Raw genomic sequence first — 23,113 nt, 5'->3', positions numbered from 1 at the left:
TTGCAGCCGAAGCAGATCTATACTTTCGGGACCTACCTCCAGGAGAAATTCGGCGAGAAGGTTTTCAAAGTCTCCATCTCCATCTCCGGCTTTACCTGCCCCAATATCGACGGTACCGTCGCCCGGGGCGGATGTACCTTCTGCGAGAACGACTCCTTCAGCCCGAGCCTGGACAAGGTCCAGCCGCTCAAGGGCTTCCACCTGAACCTGCAGAGTGAAGAGAACCCCTACCTCCCCAAACAGCTCGAGCAGCTTGAAAAACAGTTCGATGTTCTCTCAAAACGCCTGCGCCGCGAATACGGCGCGACGAAGTTCCTCGTCTATTTCCAGTCCTTTACGAACACCTATGCCCCCTTCGAGACCCTTAAGGCACTCTACGACAAGGCGCTCTCGTTTGATGACGTCGTGGGGCTCAGCATCGGGACGCGTTCGGACAGTATCACCGACGAGACGCTCGATTACCTCGCACAGCTGGCCAAAACGAAGGAGATCTGGGTCGAATACGGCATCCAGTCCGTCTACGACGAGACCCTCGAGCGGATCAACCGCGGTCATGACAGCGCCAATGTCGAACACTGGATCAAGAAGAGCAAGGCGGCGGGGCTGCATGTCTGCGGCCACCTCATTTTCGGTCTGCCGGGTGAAACGCAGGAAATGATGCTGGAGACGGCTATGAGGGCGTACGAGTGGGGGATCGATTCGGTGAAGTACCATCCCCTCTATGTCGTGACGCGCACGGCGCTGGCCAATGAGTATGCCCGGGGCGAGTTTACGCCGATTACGGAGGAGGAGTACCTCGATACACTGCTCAAGGCGATCGAGATGAAGCCTGAGCGTGTCTCCGTACAGCGCATTACCGCTGGGATCGACAACGATACCCTTATTGCGCCGGCGTGGTGCCGGGACCGGAATACGCAGGTGCGGCATATCAATGCGGCGTTGAAACAGATCGGCTTGAAATACTGAGTTTTTTTTGTTCCCCTTCTTTTTTGCTTATCCAAAAAAGAAGCCGAACCGGGAAGAAAAAAGGATAAATAGCTGCCGCTTTCGGGGCATTCCATTCCCCGGTAATCCTCTCGATACGCTAATGATCATACAAGACTAGATAGAAGAAGTAGATACTGGCATTGATTTTTGCAGTATCTACTTTAGATGTAGGATAGCCATTTGGCTAGGATGGGCGTGAGGCCTTTTCTGTGATGCCGCTCATGCCGAAGCGGCGGGCGAGCTCCTGCTTGATGCGGTCGGGGGAGATGTTCTTGTAGCCCAGAGCGACGAGGACGTGGTAGGTAAGGTCCGCGGCTTCGTAGACGATCTCCTCTTCGTCGTCGTCCTTGACGGCGAAACTGAACTCCCCGGCCTCTTCGACGACCTTTTTGAGGATCGTGTTCTCCCCTTTGCTCAGCAGCTTGGCCGTCCAGGAGGTTTCCGGGTCGGCGTTCTTGCGCTCGAGGATCGTGTGGTAGAGGGTGTCGATGACGCCGTAGGCCGCGGTCGTATCGACTTCGACGGCCATCGTCTCGCTGCCGCTGTCGAGTTCGGTGAAGAAGCAAGATTTGCGGCCGGTGTGGCAGGCGACGCCGTCTTGTTCGACTTTGAGCAGCAGCGTGTCGTCGTCGCAGTCGATCAGGAACTGCTTGATGTGCTGCAGGTGGCCGCTGCTCTCGCCTTTTTTCCACAGCCGCTGCTTGGAACGGGAGTAGTAGTGCGCGAGCTTTGTCTCCAGGGAGAGCTGCAGGGCTTCGCGGTTCATGTAGGCCATCATCAGGACCTCGTTCGTATGGACGTCCTGTACGATGACGGGAAGCAGTTCCTGTTTTTGCCAGTCGACCCGGTTGAGTATTTCTTGCATGTTTTTTCCAGGAAAAAGGATTGAATCAAAACGGAAGTGCTCCGGCTTGATTCAACCCTCCGGGGGGGAGGGAAGCGCTTAGCGGATCGCGCTCTGTTTCTGCGGATCTTTCATGTCGACCCAGATGTTCGGCGTGGAGCCGCCCGGTGTCAGGAAGATCTTCGCGTCTTTGTTCTCGCGCAGGGCATCGTTGAACTGCCCCTGGACCTTGATCTGCTCCATCTGGAGCAGCTTGTCGGTCAGCGAGGCGCTGATGGCACGGTTGGCCTGGGCCGTCGCGTCGGCTTCGATCTTGATCGCGTTGGCTTTACCCTCCGCTTCGATACGGACGGCATTGGCTTTACCCTGGGCTTCGGCGGCACGTTTGAGGGCTTCTTGCTTGGCGCGCTGGACGTCCTGCTCGGCTTTCTGGACCTGCTGCTTGGCGATCTGGACGCTTTCGATCTGGTCCTTGACCTTCTGCGGCAGGACAATTTCACGCAGCTGGACCGATTGGAAGATGGCCGGGGAGTTCTCCTGCCCTTCGATACTCTGACGGATGCCCTGTTCGATCTGGTTCGCGATGGTATTGCGGTTCGTCGGCAGGGACTCCGCCTCGTACTGGCCGACGACGTTGCGCACGATGTCGCGCACGACGGGGTTGATGATCTTCTCCTCCCAGCTGAAGCCCCAGTTGGAGATCGTCTGTGCCGCGTACTGCGCATTGAGGCGGTACTGGACCGTCAGTTCGATGGAGACGGGCAGACCGCGCTTGTCGAGGACGGTAATCGCCGGACGGACTTCAAGGCCTTCGCCTTCGGCCCCGGCGCGCTCGATGCGGCTGGCGTAGTTGATGATTCTGACCTTCGTGTCGACGAGGTAGACCTTCTGGATCACCGGGATGATAAAGTGCAGGCCCGGCAGGAGGGCATTGGGCTCATACTTCCCGTTGGTTGCGAGAATACCGCGTTCGCCTTCGGTAATGATGACGAAGGGCTTGGCGAGCAGCAGGAACACAACGATCACGACGCCGAGGAGGAGCAGTGCCGATTTGCCTTTGCCCATATTGAACTCCATCTTGGGAGGCTTGGGCGGGGTGAACCCGCCGCCGCTGCCGCCGGAGCTGCTTTTTTTCTTGTTGAAGTAGTCGTTCATGTCTGTTGCCATGCTTGCTTTCCTTTTAGACGTAAGTCAGGTAGTGCGTGTAGTTCGGGTTGCGTCCGAAGACGACGTCGAAGTAGGCGCTTTGCAGTTTTTCCGTGATCGGACCGCGGGCACCGTTGCCAAGCACGCGGGCGTCGATCTCGCGGACCGGGGTGATCTCCGCGGCGGTTCCGGTCAGGAAGGCTTCATCGGCGATGTAGGCCTCTTCGCGGGTGACGCGGCGGCGGACAACTTCGTAGCCCATATCCTGGGCCAGCTCGATCACCGTCTTCTGGGTGATCGATTCGAGGGAGTTGTCATTCGGCGGGGAGATGAGCTTTCCGTCTCGGACCATGAAGAAGCCCGCGCCGCTTGCTTCGGCGACGTACCCCTGGTCATCGAGGAGCAGCGCTTCGTCGTACCCGCACTCCACTGCTTCGAACTTGGCCATCTGGGAGTTCAGGTAGTTCGCGACTGCCTTGGCCTTGCCCATGTTGGAGGTGTTGGCCGGGCGGGTGAACGAGGAGATCTTGAGTCGGATCCCCTTGCGCATCCCCTCTTCGCCGAGGTAGGCACCCCACTCCCATGCGGCGACGGCCGTCTCGACCGGCGCATCCTTGTGGTAGAGGCCCATGACGCCGTAGCCCAGGAAGGCGAAGGGGCGCAGGTAGACGTTGTCGCCGGTAAACTCGTTCTTACGGATCAGCTCGACCTGGGCTGCATTGAGCTCTTCAACGCTGTAGGGGATGTTGAGCAGGACCATCTTGCCCGACTGGATCAGACGCTCGGTATGGTCGTTGAGGCGGAAGATGGCGTACCCCTTGTCGGTCTTGTACGCCTTGGTCCCTTCGATAACGCCGTTGCCGTAGTGCAGCGTATGTGACAGTACGTGGACTTTTGATTCCTGCCAGGGGAGGAATTCGCCGTTCATCCAGATGTACTTGGCTTCGTTCATTGGTTCTCCAAATTATCGGTAATTCTACGAAAGTCGGATATTTTATCCAAGAGGTGTTTAATGCTGCGTTAATGGGGCTTTCGCGAATGTTTCGGCATAATGGTTTAAGGTGGCTCCCGAGGGAGCAGTATGTGCGAGGAGGAGGCGATGGGAGTCGTAGGCGAGAGTGTCGTTCGTGTCGATGCCGCATCGAAAGCAGACGGGACGCTGCGCTATACCGACGATCTGGCTTTTGACGGGTTGTACGGGGCGGTTGTCCGCTCAGAGATTGCGTACGGAAAGATCCGTACGATCACCTTTGACCCCGCTTTCGACTTTTCCGACATCGTCATCGTCGACCATACCGACATCGAGGGGCGTAACGCCAACGTCATCCTCACCGACGACCAGCCCTTCCTCGCGGAGGCAAGGGTCCGGCATATCGGGGAGCCGATCCTGCTGCTGGCGCACTGTTCAAAACGGCGGCTCCGAGAGGCGGCGGCCCATATCATGATCGACTACGACGCGCAGGAGCCGGTCCTGAGCATAGCGGAGTCCCTGGCCCTCAAGCAGCGGCTCTACGGCGAGGATAACGTTTTCAAAGCCATTCATACGGTCACAGGAAGCGTCCCGGAAGCGGCGGGGCTGTACAGTTTGGAGAAGACCTACACGACCCCGCACCAGGAGCAGGCCTACCTGGAACCGCAGAGCATGGTGGCGCGCTACAACGGCGGCACGATTAAAATCATCGGCTCGATGCAGTGCCCCTTCTTTGTCGAGGCGGCGCTGGAGGGGCTGGCCGGCGAAAAGATCGAGGTGGAGCAGGCCCCGACGGGGGGCGGCTTCGGCGGCAAGGAGGATTACCCCTCCCTGATCGCGGGTTACGCCTACTTGCTCTGCAAAAAGGCGGGTCAGGATGTCAAAATCGTCTATGACCGCGAAGAGGACATCGCTTTTACGACGAAGCGCCACCCCGCGCAGCTGCGCTACCGGAGCCAATTCGATGAGACGGGGAAACTGCATGCCCTGGAAGTGGAGATTCTTATCGACGGCGGAGCGTATGTGACGCTCTCCCCCGTCGTCCTCGCGCGCTGCGTTCTGCATGCGGCGGGCTTCTACGACTGCGGCTACCTCAGGGTCGACGCCCGCGCCGTGGCGACGAATACCCCGCCCAACGGGGCCTTCCGCGGTTTCGGCGCCCCGCAGGTGCTTTTCGGGATCGAGCGCCATATGGACGATATCGCCCACACACTCGGCCTCTCGCCGGCAGTTGTGCGCGAACGCAACCTTCCCGGTGCGGACTCGGTCAGCGTTTCGGGGGTGCCGATCGTCGAACATGCCCGGCTGCGTGCCCTGTTCGAGACCGCACGGCGTAAGAGCGGTTTCGATCTCCTTTACGACGCCCCGGCGCCGCACCGGGGGATCGGGATGGCGCTTTTTATGCACGGTGCCGGGTATACGGGCGTGGGGGAGAGCATGCTGGCCTCCAGCGTCTCGATCGCCCTGGAGGCGGACGGCAGTATCGAGATCCGCGTCGGGAGCGTGGAGATGGGGCAGGGGACGCTGACGGCGCTGCCGCAGATCGTCGCCGATGTCCTGGACCTTCCCGTCGGCATGGTCTCCTGCCGTACCCCGAATACGGCCGAGGTTGCCGACAGCGGGCCGACGGTCGCTTCGCGGACCGTGATGATCGTCGGGCGCCTGCTCGTGCAGGCGGCGGGCAAGCTGAAAAGGGCGCTCGGCGATTACGACACTCCGGATACGTACCGGGAGGCGGTTACGGACTATTGCAAAAGCGGCGGCCCGCTGCAGTTCGGTGCCTCTTATGAACAGCCCGCCGACATCCTCTGGGATGAAGATCTCTTTTACGGCAACGGCTACGAGGGGTACGGGCTGGGGTGCTACGTCGCCGAGGTGGAAGTGGACCCCGTCGACTACCGCGTCCGGGTCGTCCGGTTCGATGCCTACAGCGACGTCGGGAAGGTCGTCAACCCGATGATGGCGGAGGGGCAGGTCGAAGGGGGCGTGGCCCAGGGGATCGGTTACGCCCTTTTCGAGCGCCTGGTGTACGAAGCGGGGCGGGTCCGAAGCCCCCGTTTCAGCGATTATACGCTGCCGATGGCACCTGACCTGCCGGAAATTTCGGTGCGTTTCCTCGGTTTGGAAGGCCCTTCGCTGGGCCTGGGAGAGCTGCCGATGGACGGTCCGGCCGCCGCCGTCGCCAATGCGCTTGCCCACGCCCTCGGAAGCGCGTTCGACGCTTTGCCGATCACCCCGGAAGCCGTGGAGGAAGCATGCAGATAACATGCAGGATCAACGGCAGCATCCACCGCTTTGAGTGCGCCCCGGAGACCCGGGTGCTCGACCTGGTGCGCGACGCGGGGATGACGTCGGTCAAGGCGGGGTGCGGCGAAGGGGAGTGCGGCGCCTGCAGCCTCTTTGTGAACGGCAGACTCGTCAACGCCTGCCTGCTGCTTGCCCCGCAGATACAGGACGCGGAGATCGTGACGCTGGAGGGGCTGCAGGAGGAGACGGCGGCGATCCGCGAAAGCTTTGCCGAACACGGTGCCGTACAGTGCGGCTTCTGCACGCCGGGCTTCGTCTTGCGCGCCTATGACTATCTCAGCCGCGGCGGTGAACGCAGCGAAGAGGCGATCAAGGCGGCCCTGGACGGCAACCTCTGCCGCTGTACCGGGTACAAGAAGATCGTCGAGGCGATCGCAAAGGTGAAGTCGTGAACTATCTGCGTGCGGCAAACCTGGATGAGGCAACGGCGCTGCTGGCAGAGTATCCAGAGGCGCTACTGCTCTGCGGCAGTACCGACGCGGCGCTGCAGCTGCGGCAGGCTGCAGACACCGCCACCCTCATCGACATCCACGCTCTGGAGGAGCTGAAAGGCATCAACATCGAAGGGAAGTCCATGCAGATCGGCGCGCTTGTGACACTCAACGAGCTGCTTGGCAGCAGTGCGGTCCGGAGCTCTCTGCCGCTGCTTGCGGCATGCGCCGAAACCTTCGGTTCGCACCAGATCCGCAACCTCGCCACCGTCGGCGGCAATATTGCCAACGCCTCGCCCGCGGCGGACCTGACCGCCGCGCTCGTGGCGCTGGAGGCCACGGTGACGCTGGCGTCGCAGGACGGGGAGCGGAGCGTGCCGCTGGAAGCGCTCTTCTGCGGCTACAAATGCACGAAACTTGACCATGAGCTTATTACCGCCGTTACCGTTCCGCTGCAAACAGGTCGTTGGTACTACCGCAAAGCGGGGATGAGGGAGCGGCTCAACATTGCGAAGGTGAGCATCGCCCTGACGCAGGGCCACGGCGGGTTCCGCATCAGCGGGGCGTCGCTGGGCCCCAACCCCGTCCGCTTCCGAACCCTCGAGACGCTGCTGGACGGAGGCGTGTACGACGACGCGGCGATCAAAAAAGCCCTTGAGAGCGATACGGACCCCTCCGGCGGGCAGCGTTCGACGAAAGCGTACCGGCTCCGGGTGGCGTTCAACATGATCAAAGAAGCCCTTTCGCAGCCGGAGGAGAGATGACGGTCGTCCTGCTCTCCGCCGGGAGATCCTCCCGCACCTCTGATCTGAAATCACTGTACAGGGTGGAGGGGGAGTACCTTATCAACCGGCAGATCCGGCAGCTGCAAAGCTACGGCTACGATGTCGCCGTCGTTCTGGGATATGCCTATGAGCGGATCAGCGCCGTGCTTCCCGAAGGGGTGAGGGTGATCCGTAATGAAGCGTACGGGGAGGGGATGTTCTCCTCGATCAAGAGGGCGTTCGAGACGCTCGATGCCCCGGAGCTCTACTTTTGCCAGGTGGACCGCCCCGTGCCGGACAAACGCGTCTTTGACGCACTCTCCCGCAGCAAAAGCCCCGTGGCAACGGCTTTTTTCGAGGGACACCGCGCCCCGCCGCAGCGCATCAGCGCCGTGATGAAAAGCGATCTGCTCGCCTCGGACGCGGGACGCCTCGATGCATGGATCGAGGCCACCGGTATCGCGGAGGCCGTTGCCGTTGACGATCCGAAGGTGGCGCTCAACGCCAATACGGACGAAGCGCTCAGACGCATCTTCGGGTAGTGGGCATCTTTATAAACCTCCTCAGGTCAGAGGACGAAGAACACGAGCAGGGCAACGGCGGCCAGCACGCCCATCGCGATATCGATCTGTCTGAAGCGCCCCTGGATGCAGCGGACGAAGACGTAGGCGAGTGATCCCAGCAGGAGTCCGTCGGTGATGGAGTAGGTGAGGGGCATCCCCAGGACGATGAGGAAGGTGCTGTACTTGACCGCCGCGTCGCTGTAGTCGATATGCTGCAGTTCGCCGAACATCATGACGCCGATGACGATAAGAACGGGATAGACGGCGTTGGAGGGGATCGCCTGGAAAAAGGGGAGCCAGAAGAGCGGCAATATGAAGAGCAGCCCGGTAACGACGGCGGTCAGCCCCATCCGGCCGCCCGCCTCGACCCCCGCCGCGCTCTCGATGAACGCGGTCGTGCTGGTCACCCCGGCGAGGCCGCTGAGCATCGTCGCCGCGGCGTCGGCCTCGATGGTGCGCTGCAGGGGAACGGAATCCTTGCTTTGAAAGAGATTTGCGCGCATGCCGACCCCGGTCAGGGTACCGAGGGTGTCAAAGAGGTCGGTGATCAGGAAGATGAGGATGAGCGGCACTATCGAGAGGCTCAGGGCCGAGGCAATGTCGAGTTCGAAGGCGATCGGCGCCATGGAGGCGGGCAGGGAGAAAAAGGCCTCAGGCATCGGGTCTACTTCCGTTACCCAAGCAAGCAGGGCGGTCAGCGTGATGGAGAGGATAAACGCCCCGCGGACCCTCTTGATGACAAAGAGGATCGCCAGGGCGAGGCCGAAGAGACCGATGAGGAGGTGGGGGTCTTTGAGGTTGCCCAAGGTGACCAGCGTCGCCGGACTGTCGGTGATAAGGTGGAGCTGCTCCATCCCGATAAAGGCGATGAAGGCGCCTATCCCCGCGCTGACGGCGCGTTTAATGTCCATGGGGATCGTCGTGATCATCCAGCGCCGCAGCGGGGTGATGCTGATAAGAATATAGAGGATACCGGAGAGGAAAACGATCCCCAGCGCCGTCTGCCACGCCAGCCCCATCCCCTTGACGAGCCCGAAGCTGAAATAGGCGTTGAGGCCCATGCCGACGCTCATGGCAATCGGGGTGTTGGCCCAGAGGCCGTTGAGGACGGAAGCGATGATCGTCATGACCGCCGTCGCGGTGATGACCGCATCAAAGGGGAGGCCCGCCGCACTGAGGATCGCGGCATTGACGGGGACGATGTAGAGCATGGCGAGGAAGGTCGTAAATCCGGCCGTTATCTCGGTGCGGAAGTCCGTGCCATGGTCTTGGAGTTGAAAGAGGTTCATGGTTCTGTTCTGCACCCTTTGATGAAGTGGAAGCTCCGCCCGTCGAAGAGGCCTTTGTCGCTGAGCTTGAGCTCGGGGATGACGAGCAGCGCCATAAACGAGAGCGTCATAAAGGGCGCATGCAATTTCGAACCCAGCACCGTTTTGGCGAAGCGGTCCAGGGCTTCATACTGCTCAGCCACCTTGAAGCCGTCCTCCCCGCTCATGATCCCGGCGATGCGCAGCGGGAGGAGATGCTGCTCGGAAGCGTTCAAGGCGCAGATGCCGCCTTCGGCACAGATCACGAGATTCACGGCTTTGGCGATAGCTTCGTCGCTGCAGCCGACGGCAATGATGTTGTGCGAATCGTGGGCGACGCTGGAAGCGATGGCCCCCGCTTTGAGCCCGAAACCGTTCACATAGGCGACGGCGGGCGGGACGTCTTCGTAACGGTTGACGACGGCGATCTTGAGAATGTCGTGCTCCGGGTCGCCGATGCGGTCTGCAGGGACGTTTTTCAGCGGGGCAACCATCTCGTGGGTGACCAGTTCGCCGTCGACGGCCTCGATCACCTCCGCGGTGTCGCAGGGCGGGAGGGCAAAATCCTCCGGCCGCTTAGGCGCTGCATGGAAGTTGTTGAGCTCCGGCAGCGGGACGGAGGGGATGAGGCTTTGGCCTTGTTCGGCAACCGTGCGGCCTCCGATCACGGTGCGCAGGACGGTGAAATCTTCCAGGTTGTTGACCTCGATGAGGTCGGCGCTCTCCCCGGGCTGCAGCGTTCCGACGCCGAGGCCGTAGTGATCTATGGGGTTAAGGCAGGCGATACGCAGCACGTCGAAAAGGTCATACCCCTTGGCGACGGCACGCCGCACAAGGGCATCTATGTGTTCGCGGCGGAGGTCGTCGGGGTGGCGGTCGTCGCTGCAGAACATCAGCATGTCGGGGTACTCCTTTATCAGCGGGGCAAGGGCTTCGAAATTCTTGGCGGCGGAGCCCTCCCGGATGAGGATCTTCATTCCCGACTGCACCTTCTCCAGCCCCTCTTCGTAGGTGAAGGCCTCATGGTCGGTCGTGATGCCGGCGGCGATGTAGCGCTTCAGGTCATCACCCCGCAGGCCGGGGGCGTGGCCGTCGACGGGTTTGCCCAGCGCTTTCGCGGCCGCGATCTTGGCGAGCATCTCCGCATCTCCGCTCACAACCCCGGGGAAGTTCATCACTTCGCTGAGGTAGCCGATCTTCGGGTTTGCCAGCAGCGTTTTCACCTCGCCGACGCCGAGGGTCGCGCCGCTTGTCTCAAAGGGGGTCGCCGGGACGCAGGGGGAGGCCCCGAAGGCGAAATGGAAAGGAACTTTCCCGGCATTTTCGAGCATAAACTCCACCCCTTTGATGCCGAGAACGTTGGCGATCTCGTGGGGGTCGGAGACGGTGGCGACCGTACCGTGAAGGACGGCGAGGCGGGCGAATTCGCTTGGCGGAAGCATGGAGCTTTCGATGTGGATATGCGCGTCGATGAAGCCGGGGAGGATGTAGGTGGGGCAGGGGGTGTCGATCTGTGTGACGGAATCGATAACGCCGTTTTTAATGATGATTTTGGCGGGGTAGATCTCGCGGCGGCGGATATCGACGTAGTTGGATTCGATGACCATGGTTTTGCACCTCTTTTCAATCGAATACATTTTTGCATAGATGGGATAAAGGGGGGATTACTTGAGGAGTAGGCGTTTTCTTGTTGGTGTTTTGTTCCCCTTCTTTTTTGCTTATCCAAAAAAGAAGCCGAACCGGGAAGAAAAAAGGATAAAAGGCTGCCGCTTTCGGGACATGCCACTCCCCGGTGATCCGGCTGACACGCTAAGTACCGTTTCTGACCTGACGGAAGAAACGGTTACTTTTAGTATCTGTAGCGCTTAGGCAGAGGGGGTGTTGATCATCCAGGCGGAGAAGACGTTGATGTAGTCCCAGAAGGACTGGACGTACGCTTCGTCTATGCCCTCTTCGACGAGCTGGGGCAGCAGCTGGGCGTAAAACTCCAGCCAGCGGCGGCGGGCGGCCTCATCGATGCGGAACGGCGCGTGGCGGCCGACCATACGGGGTTCGCCGCGGTGCTGGTTAAAGTAGTCCGGGCCGCCGCAGATCTGGATAAAGAAGTCGGCGGCATTGTTCTTGGCCTGCTGGAAATCGTCTTCGTCGTTGACGGGGAACAAAAAGGCGATATCGCTGTTACGGATCAGTTCGTAGTGGTCGTCGACGAGCTTGCGGAAGCGATCTTCGCCGACCTGCGGGTAGAAGCCGGGATGGGGTTTGGTTACCGGGGGACGGACGCCGAGCTGGCCGGGGATGATTTCAAGGTTAAGCATCATTTTCCTATCGGCGGCATATTGTGAATGCCGCATTTTTTGTTTCGATTGTAAAAGGTTTTTTCTAAAATCAGCGTAAAGGCCGGGAAGAATCCATGGCTTAACGGGGCGCTTTGTATAATGGAAACACTCTTTACATGTGGGAGCAGAGGATGGAAGCAAAGGTATTTTTCGGTTCAAACGAAGCGGTGACGGGGAGCTGGACGGAGCGCCGCAGCCCCTATGACAGTAGGGTGGTCTCACAAGCACCGCACTGCGGTGCGGAAGAGACACAGCGGGCACTGGAGATCGCCAAAGCGGCCGCAAAAGCGGCCAAAGCGTCGACGCTGTCACAGCGCTGCGACTGGCTGCACGACGTGGCGGCAAAGCTGCGGGAGCAGAAAGAGGATATTGCCAGGACGATCACGGATGAGGTCGGCAAACCGATCGCTTTCGCCCGGGTCGAGGTGGAGCGCTGCATCGAAACGGTGACCCTCGCCGCCGAGACGATGCGCACCATGCACGGGGAAACGATCAACACCGATGCGATGCCCAGCGGCCGCAAAACGACGGCCTTCTATATCCGTGAACCTGTCGGCGTTATCGCGGCGATCACGCCGTTCAACTTCCCGCTGAACCTGGTGGCGCACAAGCTCGCCCCGGCCCTCGTCGCCGGCAATACGGTCGTCCTCAAACCGACGCCGGAGGCGCCGCTGACGGCTTACAAGTTCGCCAAGCTCTTTATCGAAAGCCCCCACGCGGTCAAGGACGCCCTGAGCGTTGTTTATGGCGATGCCGAAGTGGGCAGTACGCTCGTTGGCAGCGACATCCCGCGCAAGATCAGCTTCACCGGCTCCGTTCCCGTCGGCAATATCATCACCAAGAGTGCGGGGATCAAAAAGGTGAGCCTGGAGCTCGGCGGCAACGCGGCGACCTTCATCGACAAGAGCGCCGACCTTGATCTGGCGGCACAGCGCTGTGCGCTCGGGGCCTTCGTCAACTCCGGGCAGGTCTGCATCTCGCTGCAGCGCATCTATGTCCATGCCGACGTCTACGACGTATTTGCGCAGAAAATGGCCGAAGCGACGCAGAAGCTTACGGTCGGTTCGCCTTACGACGACGACACCTTCATGGGGCCGCTGATCAACGAAGAGTCGGCCGAGCGGGCACTTTCATGGGTACAGAGCGCCATCGACGAGGGGGCCCGGCCGATGACGGAGGTGAAGTGCGAAGGCACGATGTTCTACCCGACGGTCATGGCGGACGTTACGGATGATATGGCGATCGTCTGTGAAGAGGTCTTCGCACCGATTGTCTCCCTGGTCAAGGTTGACGGTTTTGACGACGCCGCTCCCCGGATGAACGATTCGCCCTACGGGCTGCAGTTCTCCATTTTTACCAACGACCTGGCATTGACGCAGCGTGCGATCAGCGAGCTGGAGGCGGGAGGCGTCGTTATCAACGATATGCCGACCCTGCGTTTCGACATCCAGCCCTACGGCGGGGTCAAGCTGAGCGGCGTCGGTCGTGAAGGGCCGCGGTTTGCCATTGAGGAGATGACGGAACTCAAATCCGTCGTTATCGCGTAGACAGTATGCAAAAAGAGAAGGTGATTGTCTCTGCCTGTCTGCTGGGCGAAAAATGCCGATATGATGGAGCTACTAAAAAAGATGACGGCGTTCTCGCCTCTCTTGCAGACAAAGAGGTGATCCCCTTCTGTCCCGAAGCCCCGGTTCTGGGGACACCCCGCGGGCGGATCAGCGTCATCGCGACGGAGGATCACGGCCTGCGGGTCCGTAAAGATGCGGACGGTACGGATGTGACCGATGCGCTCATCGAGCAGACCGAAGCGCTGATCAAGGCGCATCCGGATGCGACAGGGATCATTCTCAAGTCCAAATCCCCTAGCTGCGGGATCGGCACGACGCCTGTTTTGGATGAAGCGGGCAATGAGATCGCCAAAGGCAACGGGGTGGCGGCAGACCTGCTGTTGCATGCATTCCCCGACATCAGTATCGTTGACGAGAATAGTATATAGGTCCCGTTGCGCGTTTCCTTTCTTTTTACAAAGAAACAAAACCGATTGGAAAAAAGCTTCGACACATCGAAGCGCATTCAATCAAATCAGGAATTGGCCTTGAGCGCTCTTTGTAAGCCATCCCGGAGGCATAAAGCCGGGAGGGATGAGCGATTCGCGAAAGGCCGCTTTTTGCGCTACTTTTTCTTTGTGCTTGCACTCTCTGTGAGAAAAAAGTGGCATGAACATTTTTCCTTTTCCTTTCTTTTTACAAAGAAACGAAACCAAAGAAAATCGTCGTTGCGCGAATCGCACGCTGCTCCCGGCTTTGTGCCTCCGCAGCGGCTTTCAAGGCACGCTTAACGACAGGCTGCCTATCGATTTGATGCGCTTCGGGAACCGAAGCTTATTAGATTGGGTTGGGGGGAAGGAATGGTTGCTGCACTTGGTACCTATGCTATGATTCCCCAAAAATGAAAAGGACAAAATAATGCTTGAAATCGGAACCGTTGCGCCGGATTTTTGCCTGGAAAACCAGGATGAGGTGGAGATCTGTTCGCGCGATCTCAAAGGAAAGTGGATCGTGCTCTACTTCTATCCCAAGGACAATACGCCCGGGTGTACGACCGAAGCGTGCGACTTTACCGAGCAGCTGCCCGAATTCAAAGGGCTCAATGCCGCGATCTTCGGTGTCAGTGCGGATTCGCCGAAGGTCCACCGCGGGTTTATCGAGAAGCAGTCGCTGAAGATCACCCTGCTCAGCGACCCGGAGCACACCATGATGGAAGATTACGGCGTCTGGGCCCTGAAGAAGAACTACGGCAAAGAGTACATGGGCATTGTCCGTACGACTTATATTATCGACCCGGAGGGCAAAGTCGCCGCGGCATGGGGGAACGTCAAAGTACGTCAGAAGCGTTCAAAGCAGGGTGTCAAATACGAGATCGTGCATGTCGAAGAGGTCAAGAAGAAGCTGGCGGAATTGCAGGGTAATTAGTGCCAAGCGTTAAGCAGAAAGCGCTAAGAAAGAGAGAAGGATGACCTCTTCTCATCCTACGCTTAACGCTATGATGCCCGCAGGCATCAGTAGCGGTAGCGCAGGTAGAAGCGGATGTCCTGGGCTTTGTCGACCGTCATGGATGCTTCCGGCGCCGCAAGATTGGCAATCTTGATCGGATCGCCGTCGCCGTCGTAGAAACCACTGGTCGTTGAACCGAAGAAGCCATTCGAGCCGGCATAGTCGTAATCGATATACGTATAGCGGATCTGGAAGCTGAAGACATCCTCGATCAGGTAGTCGGTGTAGTATGCTTCGTAGGCACTACCGCGCGCCGCGACCTTGGAACCGATGTTCGTATCCTCGGCGTAGGTGATGGAGCGCCAGTATTTGTCGCCGTGGTTGTATTCGAAGCCGATGCGCCCCATGTCGGTGAACATCGTCGGGACCTGGAGACCGACCCAATAGGAGGAACCGGTTTTGCTGTCGGTGGATCCGAGCATCCCCTGGCCGTTCTTTTTCGGTTCGGTGATGCTCATCGCACCGCTGGCGAAGAAGATCGTATCGTCGAGGAAGTCGCTCCAGCCGTTGCCGATACCGTTGATCATGAAGTTCGCCGTGACGGCGTGCATGTTCCCGACGTCCTCCATGCCGTTAAAGACATAGCCGCCCGGAGTCGGGGTGACGGAAGCATCGATAAGGTGCGCTGCATAGTAGTACTGCGTGCCGAGGCTGTACTGGCCGTCATCGTAGGGGACGAAGATCAGGCCACCGAGGTCGATGTCCGGGAGGTCGGCATCGTTCTTGACATAGGGTGCTGCGATGCCCAGGGTATTGTTGTTCTCCATATTAATCGTAAAGAACTTCGCGTTGGCGTTCGTGCCGCCGCGGCCGGCGCAGAACTTGATGTACATCCCGTCGATGCCGGTGAGGTCTTCAAAGCTGAACTTGGAGCTCATCCCGTCAAATTCGACGTTGATGTTGTGCCCCATCGGTGAGGCGGGGCGGTCGTCGTCGCGCAGATTGATGAGGTGGCCGTTGGTGGAGGGGCGGCGGCCGATGCTGAAGGTCCAGGGGATCTCCGCACCGAGGAAGGTGTCGTTGCGGTAGAAGAAGTAGGCGGAACGGACGCGGAGGACGTCATCGTAGGCATTCTCGTTCGTGATCCAGTCAAAGGTCTCGAAGCCCGGGTAGCCGCCGGCAAAACCGCTGCGGTATCCGTAGGCTTTGTTATAGGCGAGCTGGGCCGTAAAGCTCATATTTTCCGTTGCCAGCCACTCCATGTTGAGCCAAAGGCGGTTGGTGAGAAAGGCGTCGTTGCTCTGGGTATCATCACCGTCAAAGGCCATCGTGTCGGGGTTGTAGGCTTTCCCGGCCATCTTATAGTTCAGGTTGTCGATGGCCGTACGGAAATCGACGCCGAATTTGAGGTGGCTTCCTGACGTGTTTCTATTGATGGTGCTGATCTGCTCTTCGAGGTCGGTCAGACGTTCTTCGGTCTCATCCTCTTCTTCATCACCGCCTTCTTCATCGTCTGCAGCAGCTGCATCCGCTTCATCGGCTTTGGCATCTTTCATGGCTGAAAGCTCTGCCTGAAGGGCTTCGATCTGTGTTTCCATCGCCTCCATACGGTCGGTGGTTTCATCGGCCTGGAGGCCGACGCTCAGTATCGCCGCGGCGGCAACGGAAAGGATCAACGGTGTTTTCATTATTATCTCCTTGAACATGTGAATTGTTTTTCCGGACAGCTAATCCTTAACATAAGAAAAACAAATTAATCACAATAGTATTACACAGCCTACCAGAAGTAATATAAATCGGAATTGAAATGAACAGACGGGAAACGGGATGATGGGGCAACATCTATGCTTAACATACTCTTAAGCCTATATAAGATAAGATTCCGCGATTTTCTCCATGCAATATCACTCATTTGCCGGAGAACAAGATCTCAGGTGCCAAACCCAAAAACCGGTGCAGCCTCATCTGAAAAAATAGAAGAGGACTGCCGGGGGCATTGAAGCGAACCGGTATTTTTTAATTTAATCGTGCCCCGAGGCACGATGCTGAAAGGACCATTATTATGGTAACTATGAAAGACCTTCTCGAGTGCGGTGTCCACTTCGGCCACCAGACACGCCGCTGGAACCCGAAAATGAAAAAATACATCTTCGGTGTCCGCAAGAACATTTACATCATCGACCTGCAGAAGACACTGCGCTACTTCCGCAACACGTATCAGATCGTTGTTGATGCTACTGCCGAAGGCAAGACGATCATGTTCGTCGGTACGAAGAAGCAGGCGCGCGTCGCTGTCAAAGAAGCGGCAGAGAGCTGTGGCATGCCTTACGTTGACAACCGCTGGCTCGGTGGTATGCTGACCAACTTCCCGACCATCCAGAAATCTCTGCGCAAGCTCGAAGTGATCGAGCAGATGCAAGAGAGCGGCCAGATCAACCTGCTGACCAAAAAAGAAGCGCTGATGATGGCACGTACGAAAGCGAAGCTCGAGTCTTACCTCGGTGGTATCCGCGACATGAAAACACTGCCGGATATGATGTTCGTCGTTGACGCCGTCAAAGAGCACATCGCCGTCAAAGAAGCACGCAACCTCGGTATCCCGGTTATTGCACCGCTCGATACAAACTGTGATCCGGACCTGATCGACTTCCCGATCCCGGGCAACGACGACGCGATCCGTTCCATCCAGCTTTTCTGTAAAGAGATGGCGGCAGCGGTCAACGAAGGTAAAGCGATGATCGCCGACAACGCGGAAGCGGAAGGCGAAGAGGTAGAAGCGGCTGCAGAAACTGCAGAAGCAACAGCAGAAGAAACAACGACAGAGGAAGCATAAGCATGGCAGCAATTTCAGCAGCAATGGTAAAAGAGCTGCGTCAGGCAACTGACGCACCGATGATGGACTGTAAAAAGGCGCTCACCGAGTCAAACGGCGACATGGAAAAAGCCAAAGAGTGGCTGCGTGAACGCGGGATTGCTCAGGCCGCTAAAAAAGCGGACCGCGTTGCTGCTGAAGGCTCTATCGGTCTGAAGATCTCTGCAGACAACAAACGTGCTACCCTGGTCGAGGTTAACTCCGAGACAGACTTCGTTGCGAAAAACGAAGGCTTCCAGAACCTCGTTTCTACGACCGTTGAGCAGGCATTCACGACGGAAGCGGATACAGCTGAAGCGCTGCGCGAGACTGAGTACGAAGGCAAAGCGTTCAGCGTTTACTTCGACGAAGCGGTTGCGAAGATCGGCGAGAAGATCGAACTCCGCCGCATCGCGGCACTGAGCGGAAGCGAAAATGTCGCGGTCAACGGTTACATCCACTCCAACACGCGCATCGGTGTTATCGTTGCGATCGAGTGTGACTCTGCGAAAACGGCTGACGCCATGGTCGCAGTGGCGAAGCAGGTTGCTATGCACGCATCTGCGATGAAACCGACGACACTGAGCTACAAAGATTTTGACGCTGATTTCGTTGCTGCCGAGACAAAAGGCCGTATCGAAGCGATCAAAAAAGAGAACGAAGAGCTTGCCCGTCTCAAAAAGCCGCTTAAAAACGTGCCGGAGTACATCTCCATGTCCCAACTGACTGAAGATGTCCTGGCAGCGGCTGAAGCAAAGATGAAAGAGGAACTGATCGCCGAAGGCAAGCCTGAGAAGATCATTCCGAACATCCTGCCGGGTAAAATCGCGCGCTACATCGAAGATAACACAACCCTGGACAAAGAGCAGGCGCTCCTGGATCAGAACTATGTTCTTGACGACAAGAAAACGGTTGCAGCAGCAGTTGCCGAAGCGGCAAAAGCTGTCGGCGGTACCGCTGAAGTCGTCGCATTCGTCCGCCTCGAAGTCGGCGAAGGCATCGAGAAGAAACAAGACGACTTCGCTGCCGAAGTCGCTGCACAGATGGCGTAAGCCCTCTGCTGCCCCCCTCCGGGTGACACCGTCGCCCGCTTTTCTTTCCCATGACCCCAAACTAACCCAGAACTAACGCAAAACGCACTATCATTGCACTCATGAAACTGCTAGAAGCCAGCGGCATTGCCCACCATTTTGATTACCCGCTCTTTTCCGGCGTGGACCTCTCGATCGCGCCCCACGAGTCTGTGGCCATTATCGGGGTCAGCGGCAGCGGGAAATCGACCCTGCTTCATATTCTCTCCACCCTGCTTACTCCCGACAGCGGTAGCGTGGTGCTGATGGGCGAACCGATGCAGGGGCTCTCCAACCGCGGCCTGGTGGAACTGCGCCGGAAGCAGCTGGGGATCATTTTCCAATCGCACTATCTCTTCAAAGGCTTTACGGGTGCGGAGAATCTCGAGGTGGCTTCCATCCTCTCGAACGAGCCGGTCGAACCCGAACTGCTCCGGGCCCTCAAGATCGAACATGTTGCGGGTCAGAAGGTGACGGAGCTCTCCGGCGGCCAGCAGCAGCGCCTTTCCGTCGCCCGGGTGCTGACGAAGAAGCCGCGCCTGATCTTCGCGGATGAACCGACGGGGAACCTGGACCTGGAGACGGCCTGCGAAGTGATGGACCTGTTCGACCGCTATATCGAGCAACATGATGCGGGATTGTTGCTTGTCACCCACGAACTGCAGCTGGCGGACCGCTGCCAGCGGGTCTACAAGCTTGAGGATCACAAACTGGTCCAGGTAAAATAGTCTCTCAGCGTTCGAAATACCCTTTGCACTCCTGGCGCAGCAGCCGAACCGTTTCATCGAACATTGTACGCTCACCGCAGAGCATCAGAGCGTCGTCGGTGCGGAGCCTGTCGGTCTCGAGGGTGTTGCTGACCATGCAGCCCTTTTCAGGCGTGCGGAGCAGGCTGAAAGTCAGGGAAGTTCCCTTCGGCAGGAGGCAGGCGTGCAGCGTACGGTACATGGCCCACTGCGAAGCGGTCTCCTCCGAGCCGGTAATGAGCGTCACCGCTTTTCCGTCTTCGAGCACGCGGCGTAGGGCGCGGCGCAGATAGGGGTCATCCAGACTTGCAGTCACAATGAGAAGCGGAGCGTCGGAGCTGCGGATCATGACACCCAGGGTGTGCCTGACATCCTGCCAGCGGTGCGGAAGCAAAAGTGCGCTGTCCGCTATGAGGGTGTTGAGGATCAGGCCGACGATGAGGAGGGGTTTCATTCGATTTGGGATGCTTTTTTGTTACAATGTTAACACACTTTTACGGGTATTTTCATACCGCATTCAAGGGACGTTATGACCATTGCGCTGTTCAACACCACGCCCATTGTTGCTAAATTGGTCGAACGTCTGGCACAAAAACGGGGGGATGCTTTTTTGCAGCCGGACAGTGCCGACGGGCAGCGGGCCGATGTCGCCATCGTCGATGACAGCGTCGCAGCAGCCTACGATGCGGCTGCCGCGAAAGCACGCGGGCACTATGCCATTTTCATCGGCTCACGGTTCGACCCGATGCCCCAGGGGTATGATGCGGTACTGGGCAAACCGTTCCTGCCCGAAGAGCTGGGGCAGGCCCTTGATGATGCGGAGCTGGCCGTCAGCGCCCTGGTCGAACGCAGCGACGTTTTCGATGCCGACGAAGCGGCAGAGGCATGGGAAGCGGAATCGGCAACCCCGGTCTTCAACAGTGCCGAGATCGATGAGCTCAAAGAGCTGCTCGATGCCGTCGAGGGCGAGGAGGCCGAAGGGCCGTCGTTCGGCGAGCAGATCGAGGCGGCGATGGAACACCTCGACCGGCGGGAGTGGGAACAGCCGGTCGAAGAAGTCCTTTATGATGCCGATGCCCCGGAACGCACATCGGAAGAGACGGATTTCAGCGACATCGACCTGCATGCCCGGGGCGTCGAAGCGCTGCAGGACCTGATGGCGATCCTCAGCGACGAATCGGTCGCGCAGGCGCTTAAGGCGATGGGCGTCAGAATCGATATTTCATTCGGGGAGAAGGCATGAACAAAAACGGCGGAGCGATCCTGGTCCTGTCGGGCCCAAGCGGTGCGGGGAAGAGTTCCCTGATCAAAAAGGTGGCGGAGGCGATCGGGCCCTACTACTTCTCCATTTCGACGACGACGCGTCCGATACGTGAAGGGGAAGTGGATGGCGTGCACTACCACTTCGTCGACGAGGAGAGCTTCAAGCGCGACATCGAGGAGGAGAACTTCCTTGAGTATGCCGTCGTGCACGGCAACTACTACGGCACCTCGCTCAAGCCCGTCAAAGCGGCCCTCTCCGAGGGGAAACTGGTCATCTTCGACATCGACGTCCAGGGGCATGATGCGGTCCAGAACCGCATGGGCGACATTACGACTTCGGCCTTCATCACGACCCCGAGCCTGAGCGAACTCGAGCAGCGTCTGCGGGCGCGGGCCACCGATGCGGCGGAGGTGATCGAACGCCGGATCGATATGGCGAAACGTGAAGTTCAGCGCATGAGCGAGTACGACTACATTATCATCAACGACGATCTCGATGAGGCGGCAGAAGTGCTCGTTTCCGTGGCCAGGGCCGCCCGTCTGAAAGTCCCGACCCTCACGATCAATGAATTCGTACAGGCGTGGGAAGCGCACTAGCGCCCCTCCCGCCGCTGCAAACGCTTTTACTAACCAATATCCCTGCATTTTTTCGCTATTATTACATTTCCAAAAAAACCACCTAAGGATTTACTATGGGTATGCCAAGCGGAACTGAACTGCTGTTGATTTTCGGGATCATCGTCCTGCTCTTCGGTGCGAAAAAAATTCCGGATCTTGCCAAGGGTATCGGCAAGGGAATCAAGAACTTCAAGAATGAGATGAAAGACGAAGGGACCGAAGAGGTCGCCAGCGGCGAGGCCCCCAAAAAAGTCGAGGGCGGTGACGCAACGGCAGCTTCCGAAGCACCCAAAGAAACCGAAAAACAGGCGTAATCGATTTGAAACAGCGTGTATCGGCGCTTCTCAAAGCGCAATTTGAGCGCGAGGTCGTGCTCGAAAAGCCCAAAGACCGCTCTTTCGGGCACTACGCCACCCCCATTGCCTTTTCACTGGCCAAAGAGCTGCGCAAATCGCCGATGGTGATCGCCGACGAACTGGCATCCTCCTTCGGCGAACATGCGATGTTCTCCGCGGTCGAAGCAACGAAGGGGTACATCAATTTCCGCCTTTCCGAAGCATTCATGGACGAGTACGCCGGCTGGGCCCTGCAGAACCCCGAACAGTTCGGGCATGCCGACCGCGAAGGCAAGATCCTGCTCGAGTTCGTCAGCGCCAACCCGACGGGTCCGCTGCACATCGGCCACGCCCGCGGCGCGGTCTACGGCGACACACTCCTGCGTCTCGGACGCCGCCTGGGCTACGACATCACGGCGGAGTACTACGTCAACGACGCCGGGAACCAGATCGACCTTCTTGGCGTCAGCCTGCAGCTTGAAGGGCAGCACAGTGTTCTCAACATGGAAGTCGAGTGGCCTGAGAAGTACTACCGCGGCGAATACATGACGATCCTGGCCGAAGAGGCGCTCGGCGCCTTCGGCAGCGACATTCTCACTAACGCCGACCGCCAGAAAGAGCTCGCGCTCTGGGCGAAGGATAAGGTGATGGATCTCATCGTCTCCGACCTGGGCGACGCGAACATCCACTTCGATACCTTCGTCAGCGAAGCGTCGCTTTACGACGACTGGGACCGGGTCATGAAGAAGCTCGGCGAGGGTGTCTACGAAGGCGAAGAGAAGCTCTGGCTCCGTTCGACGGAGCACGGGGACGAGAAAGACCGCGTCGTCGTGCGCGAAGACGGCCGTCCGACCTACCTGGCCGGCGACATCGTCTACCATAACCGCAAGTTCGAGCAGGGGTTTGACCACTACATCAACATCTGGGGCGCGGACCACCACGGTTATATTGCCCGGGTCAAAGCGGCGGCACGCTTCCTGGGGTACGATGCCGACAAGCTGGAGATCCTTCTGTCGCAGATGGTCAGCCTGCTCAAAGACGGCGAGCCGTACAAGATGAGCAAGCGGGCCGGCAACGTCATTTTGATGAGCGACATCGTCGAGGAGATCGGCGCAGACGCCCTGCGCTTCATCTTCGCGAGCAAGAAGAGCGATACGGCGCTGGAGTTTGACGTCGAGACGCTCAAGAAGCAGGATAACTCGAATCCGGTCTACTACATCAACTACGCCCATGCGCGGATCCAGACGATCCTCTCCAAGAGCGAGTTGAGCGAAGAGCAGATCATGGCGGCGGAACTCACAGGGCTCAATGCCGATGCCGACGCGCTGCTCTTCGAGGCGCTGCTGCTGCCCGAGGTGATCGAGGACGCCTTCGCATCGCGCCAGGTGCAGAAGCTGCCGGAGTACCTCAAGTCCCTCGCGGCCCGTCTGCACAAGTTCTACTACGACTACCGCGTTCTGGGGACCGAGGAGGAGGCGAAACTGCTCAAACTCTTCCTGATGGTCGCCCTCTCCATCCGCACGGGCCTCTCCCTGATGGGGATCACGGCCAAAGACCGGATGGTCGCCGACGAGAAGTAAGC

General features: G+C 58.7%; 23 protein-coding genes. 15 read left to right on the top strand and 8 right to left on the bottom strand.

The window, feature by feature from the left end:
* Complete coding sequence (mnmL, locus tag ACXWTF_RS09110; protein WP_461714703.1) at positions 1-966, top strand: tRNA modification radical SAM protein MnmL/YtqA; 966 nt, start codon at positions 1-3, stop codon at positions 964-966.
* Positions 967-1,171: 205 nt separating this feature from the next.
* Here mnmL and hisIE read toward each other — a convergent pair whose 3' ends face one another.
* The 3 genes from hisIE to ACXWTF_RS09095 all read right to left on the bottom strand — a co-directional run bounded on the left by hisIE (position 1,172) and on the right by ACXWTF_RS09095 (position 3,929).
* Positions 1,172-1,852, bottom strand: a complete 681-nt coding sequence (hisIE, locus tag ACXWTF_RS09105) for a bifunctional phosphoribosyl-AMP cyclohydrolase/phosphoribosyl-ATP diphosphatase HisIE (protein WP_461714702.1) — start codon at positions 1,850-1,852, stop codon at positions 1,172-1,174.
* A 78-nt stretch (positions 1,853-1,930) separates the two neighbouring features.
* The gene (locus ACXWTF_RS09100; protein ID WP_461714701.1) at positions 1,931-2,998 is read right to left on the bottom strand and encodes a prohibitin family protein; all 1,068 of its coding nucleotides are present in this window, start codon (positions 2,996-2,998) and stop codon (positions 1,931-1,933) included.
* Between the two features lie 13 nt (positions 2,999-3,011).
* Positions 3,012-3,929 (bottom strand): branched-chain amino acid transaminase, encoded by a 918-nt coding sequence (locus ACXWTF_RS09095; protein ID WP_461714700.1) that lies wholly within the window; start codon positions 3,927-3,929, stop codon positions 3,012-3,014.
* Positions 3,930-4,076: 147 nt separating this feature from the next.
* Here ACXWTF_RS09095 and ACXWTF_RS09090 point away from each other — a divergent pair, with 147 nt between their 5' ends.
* Genes ACXWTF_RS09090 through ACXWTF_RS09075 form a run of 4 tightly spaced genes read left to right on the top strand, consistent with a single transcriptional unit; the run spans position 4,077 to position 7,991 of the window.
* Entirely contained in the window at positions 4,077-6,212 is a 2,136-nt protein-coding gene (locus ACXWTF_RS09090; protein ID WP_461714699.1) for a xanthine dehydrogenase family protein molybdopterin-binding subunit, read from the top strand.
* The gene (locus ACXWTF_RS09085; RefSeq protein ID WP_461714698.1) at positions 6,203-6,646 is read left to right on the top strand and encodes a (2Fe-2S)-binding protein; all 444 of its coding nucleotides are present in this window, start codon (positions 6,203-6,205) and stop codon (positions 6,644-6,646) included. The genes ACXWTF_RS09090 and ACXWTF_RS09085 overlap by 10 nt, the downstream gene beginning before the upstream one ends.
* Entirely contained in the window at positions 6,643-7,449 is an 807-nt protein-coding gene (locus tag ACXWTF_RS09080; protein ID WP_461714697.1) for an FAD binding domain-containing protein, read from the top strand. Before ACXWTF_RS09085 ends, ACXWTF_RS09080 begins: the two co-directional genes overlap by 4 nt.
* The gene (locus ACXWTF_RS09075; RefSeq protein ID WP_461714696.1) at positions 7,446-7,991 is read left to right on the top strand and encodes a nucleotidyltransferase family protein; all 546 of its coding nucleotides are present in this window, start codon (positions 7,446-7,448) and stop codon (positions 7,989-7,991) included. The genes ACXWTF_RS09080 and ACXWTF_RS09075 overlap by 4 nt, the downstream gene beginning before the upstream one ends.
* Positions 7,992-8,017: 26 nt before the next feature.
* Here the strand turns inward: ACXWTF_RS09075 and ACXWTF_RS09070 are convergent, their stop codons facing one another.
* The 3 genes from ACXWTF_RS09070 to ACXWTF_RS09060 form a co-directional block, all read right to left on the bottom strand.
* Positions 8,018-9,301 (bottom strand): NCS2 family permease, encoded by a 1,284-nt coding sequence (locus ACXWTF_RS09070; RefSeq protein ID WP_461714695.1) that lies wholly within the window; start codon positions 9,299-9,301, stop codon positions 8,018-8,020.
* The gene (gene ade, locus ACXWTF_RS09065; protein ID WP_461714694.1) at positions 9,298-10,926 is read right to left on the bottom strand and encodes an adenine deaminase; all 1,629 of its coding nucleotides are present in this window, start codon (positions 10,924-10,926) and stop codon (positions 9,298-9,300) included. The genes ACXWTF_RS09070 and ade overlap by 4 nt, the downstream gene beginning before the upstream one ends.
* Positions 10,927-11,184: 258 nt before the next feature.
* Positions 11,185-11,634: a globin domain-containing protein gene (locus tag ACXWTF_RS09060; RefSeq protein WP_461714693.1), complete on the bottom strand. Its 450-nt coding sequence runs from the start codon at positions 11,632-11,634 to the stop codon at positions 11,185-11,187.
* A gap of 152 nt (positions 11,635-11,786) precedes the next feature.
* On the opposite strand from ACXWTF_RS09060, the gene ACXWTF_RS09055 reads away from it, so the two are divergent.
* From ACXWTF_RS09055 to ACXWTF_RS09045, 3 genes are all read left to right on the top strand, one after another.
* The gene (locus tag ACXWTF_RS09055; RefSeq protein WP_461714692.1) at positions 11,787-13,202 is read left to right on the top strand and encodes an aldehyde dehydrogenase family protein; all 1,416 of its coding nucleotides are present in this window, start codon (positions 11,787-11,789) and stop codon (positions 13,200-13,202) included.
* A gap of 20 nt (positions 13,203-13,222) precedes the next feature.
* Positions 13,223-13,651, top strand: a complete 429-nt coding sequence (locus tag ACXWTF_RS09050; protein WP_461714691.1) for a 2-thiouracil desulfurase family protein — start codon at positions 13,223-13,225, stop codon at positions 13,649-13,651.
* Positions 13,652-14,120: 469 nt separating this feature from the next.
* The gene (locus ACXWTF_RS09045) at positions 14,121-14,627 is read left to right on the top strand and encodes a peroxiredoxin (protein ID WP_461714690.1); all 507 of its coding nucleotides are present in this window, start codon (positions 14,121-14,123) and stop codon (positions 14,625-14,627) included.
* Between the two features lie 86 nt (positions 14,628-14,713).
* Here the strand turns inward: ACXWTF_RS09045 and ACXWTF_RS09040 are convergent, their stop codons facing one another.
* On the bottom strand, positions 14,714-16,336 hold the full coding sequence (locus ACXWTF_RS09040) for a DUF3373 family protein (RefSeq protein ID WP_461714689.1): 1,623 nt from the start codon (positions 16,334-16,336) through the stop codon (positions 14,714-14,716).
* A 374-nt stretch (positions 16,337-16,710) separates the two neighbouring features.
* Between ACXWTF_RS09040 and rpsB the strand changes: the two genes are divergently transcribed.
* The 3 genes from rpsB to ACXWTF_RS09025 all read left to right on the top strand — a co-directional run bounded on the left by rpsB (position 16,711) and on the right by ACXWTF_RS09025 (position 19,297).
* Complete coding sequence (rpsB, locus tag ACXWTF_RS09035) at positions 16,711-17,481, top strand: 30S ribosomal protein S2 (protein ID WP_461714688.1); 771 nt, start codon at positions 16,711-16,713, stop codon at positions 17,479-17,481.
* 2 nt (positions 17,482-17,483) lie between these two features.
* A complete protein-coding gene (tsf, locus tag ACXWTF_RS09030) occupies positions 17,484-18,551 on the top strand; it encodes a translation elongation factor Ts (protein WP_461714687.1) in 1,068 nt (355 codons plus the stop codon).
* A gap of 101 nt (positions 18,552-18,652) precedes the next feature.
* On the top strand, positions 18,653-19,297 hold the full coding sequence (locus tag ACXWTF_RS09025; RefSeq protein ID WP_461714686.1) for an ABC transporter ATP-binding protein: 645 nt from the start codon (positions 18,653-18,655) through the stop codon (positions 19,295-19,297).
* A gap of 4 nt (positions 19,298-19,301) precedes the next feature.
* On the opposite strand, the gene ACXWTF_RS09020 is transcribed toward ACXWTF_RS09025, so the two are convergent.
* A complete protein-coding gene (locus ACXWTF_RS09020) occupies positions 19,302-19,769 on the bottom strand; it encodes a hypothetical protein (RefSeq protein WP_461714685.1) in 468 nt (155 codons plus the stop codon).
* A gap of 75 nt (positions 19,770-19,844) precedes the next feature.
* Between ACXWTF_RS09020 and ACXWTF_RS09015 the strand changes: the two genes are divergently transcribed.
* From ACXWTF_RS09015 to argS, 4 genes are all read left to right on the top strand, one after another.
* Positions 19,845-20,558: a hypothetical protein gene (locus ACXWTF_RS09015; protein ID WP_461714684.1), complete on the top strand. Its 714-nt coding sequence runs from the start codon at positions 19,845-19,847 to the stop codon at positions 20,556-20,558.
* Positions 20,555-21,175: a guanylate kinase gene (gmk, locus tag ACXWTF_RS09010; protein ID WP_461714683.1), complete on the top strand. Its 621-nt coding sequence runs from the start codon at positions 20,555-20,557 to the stop codon at positions 21,173-21,175. Before ACXWTF_RS09015 ends, gmk begins: the two co-directional genes overlap by 4 nt.
* Before the next feature lie 95 nt (positions 21,176-21,270).
* A complete protein-coding gene (locus ACXWTF_RS09005; RefSeq protein ID WP_461714682.1) occupies positions 21,271-21,510 on the top strand; it encodes a Sec-independent protein translocase subunit TatA/TatB in 240 nt (79 codons plus the stop codon).
* Between the two features lie 5 nt (positions 21,511-21,515).
* On the top strand, positions 21,516-23,111 hold the full coding sequence (gene argS, locus ACXWTF_RS09000) for an arginine--tRNA ligase (protein WP_461714681.1): 1,596 nt from the start codon (positions 21,516-21,518) through the stop codon (positions 23,109-23,111).
* The last annotated feature ends 2 nt before the right edge of the window (positions 23,112-23,113 follow it).

The sequence above is a fragment of the Thiomicrolovo sp. ZZH C-3 genome (genome assembly GCF_054862725.1).
Note: the sequence above shows the minus strand (reverse complement) of the source record. Positions and strands in the feature narration are given on the sequence as shown.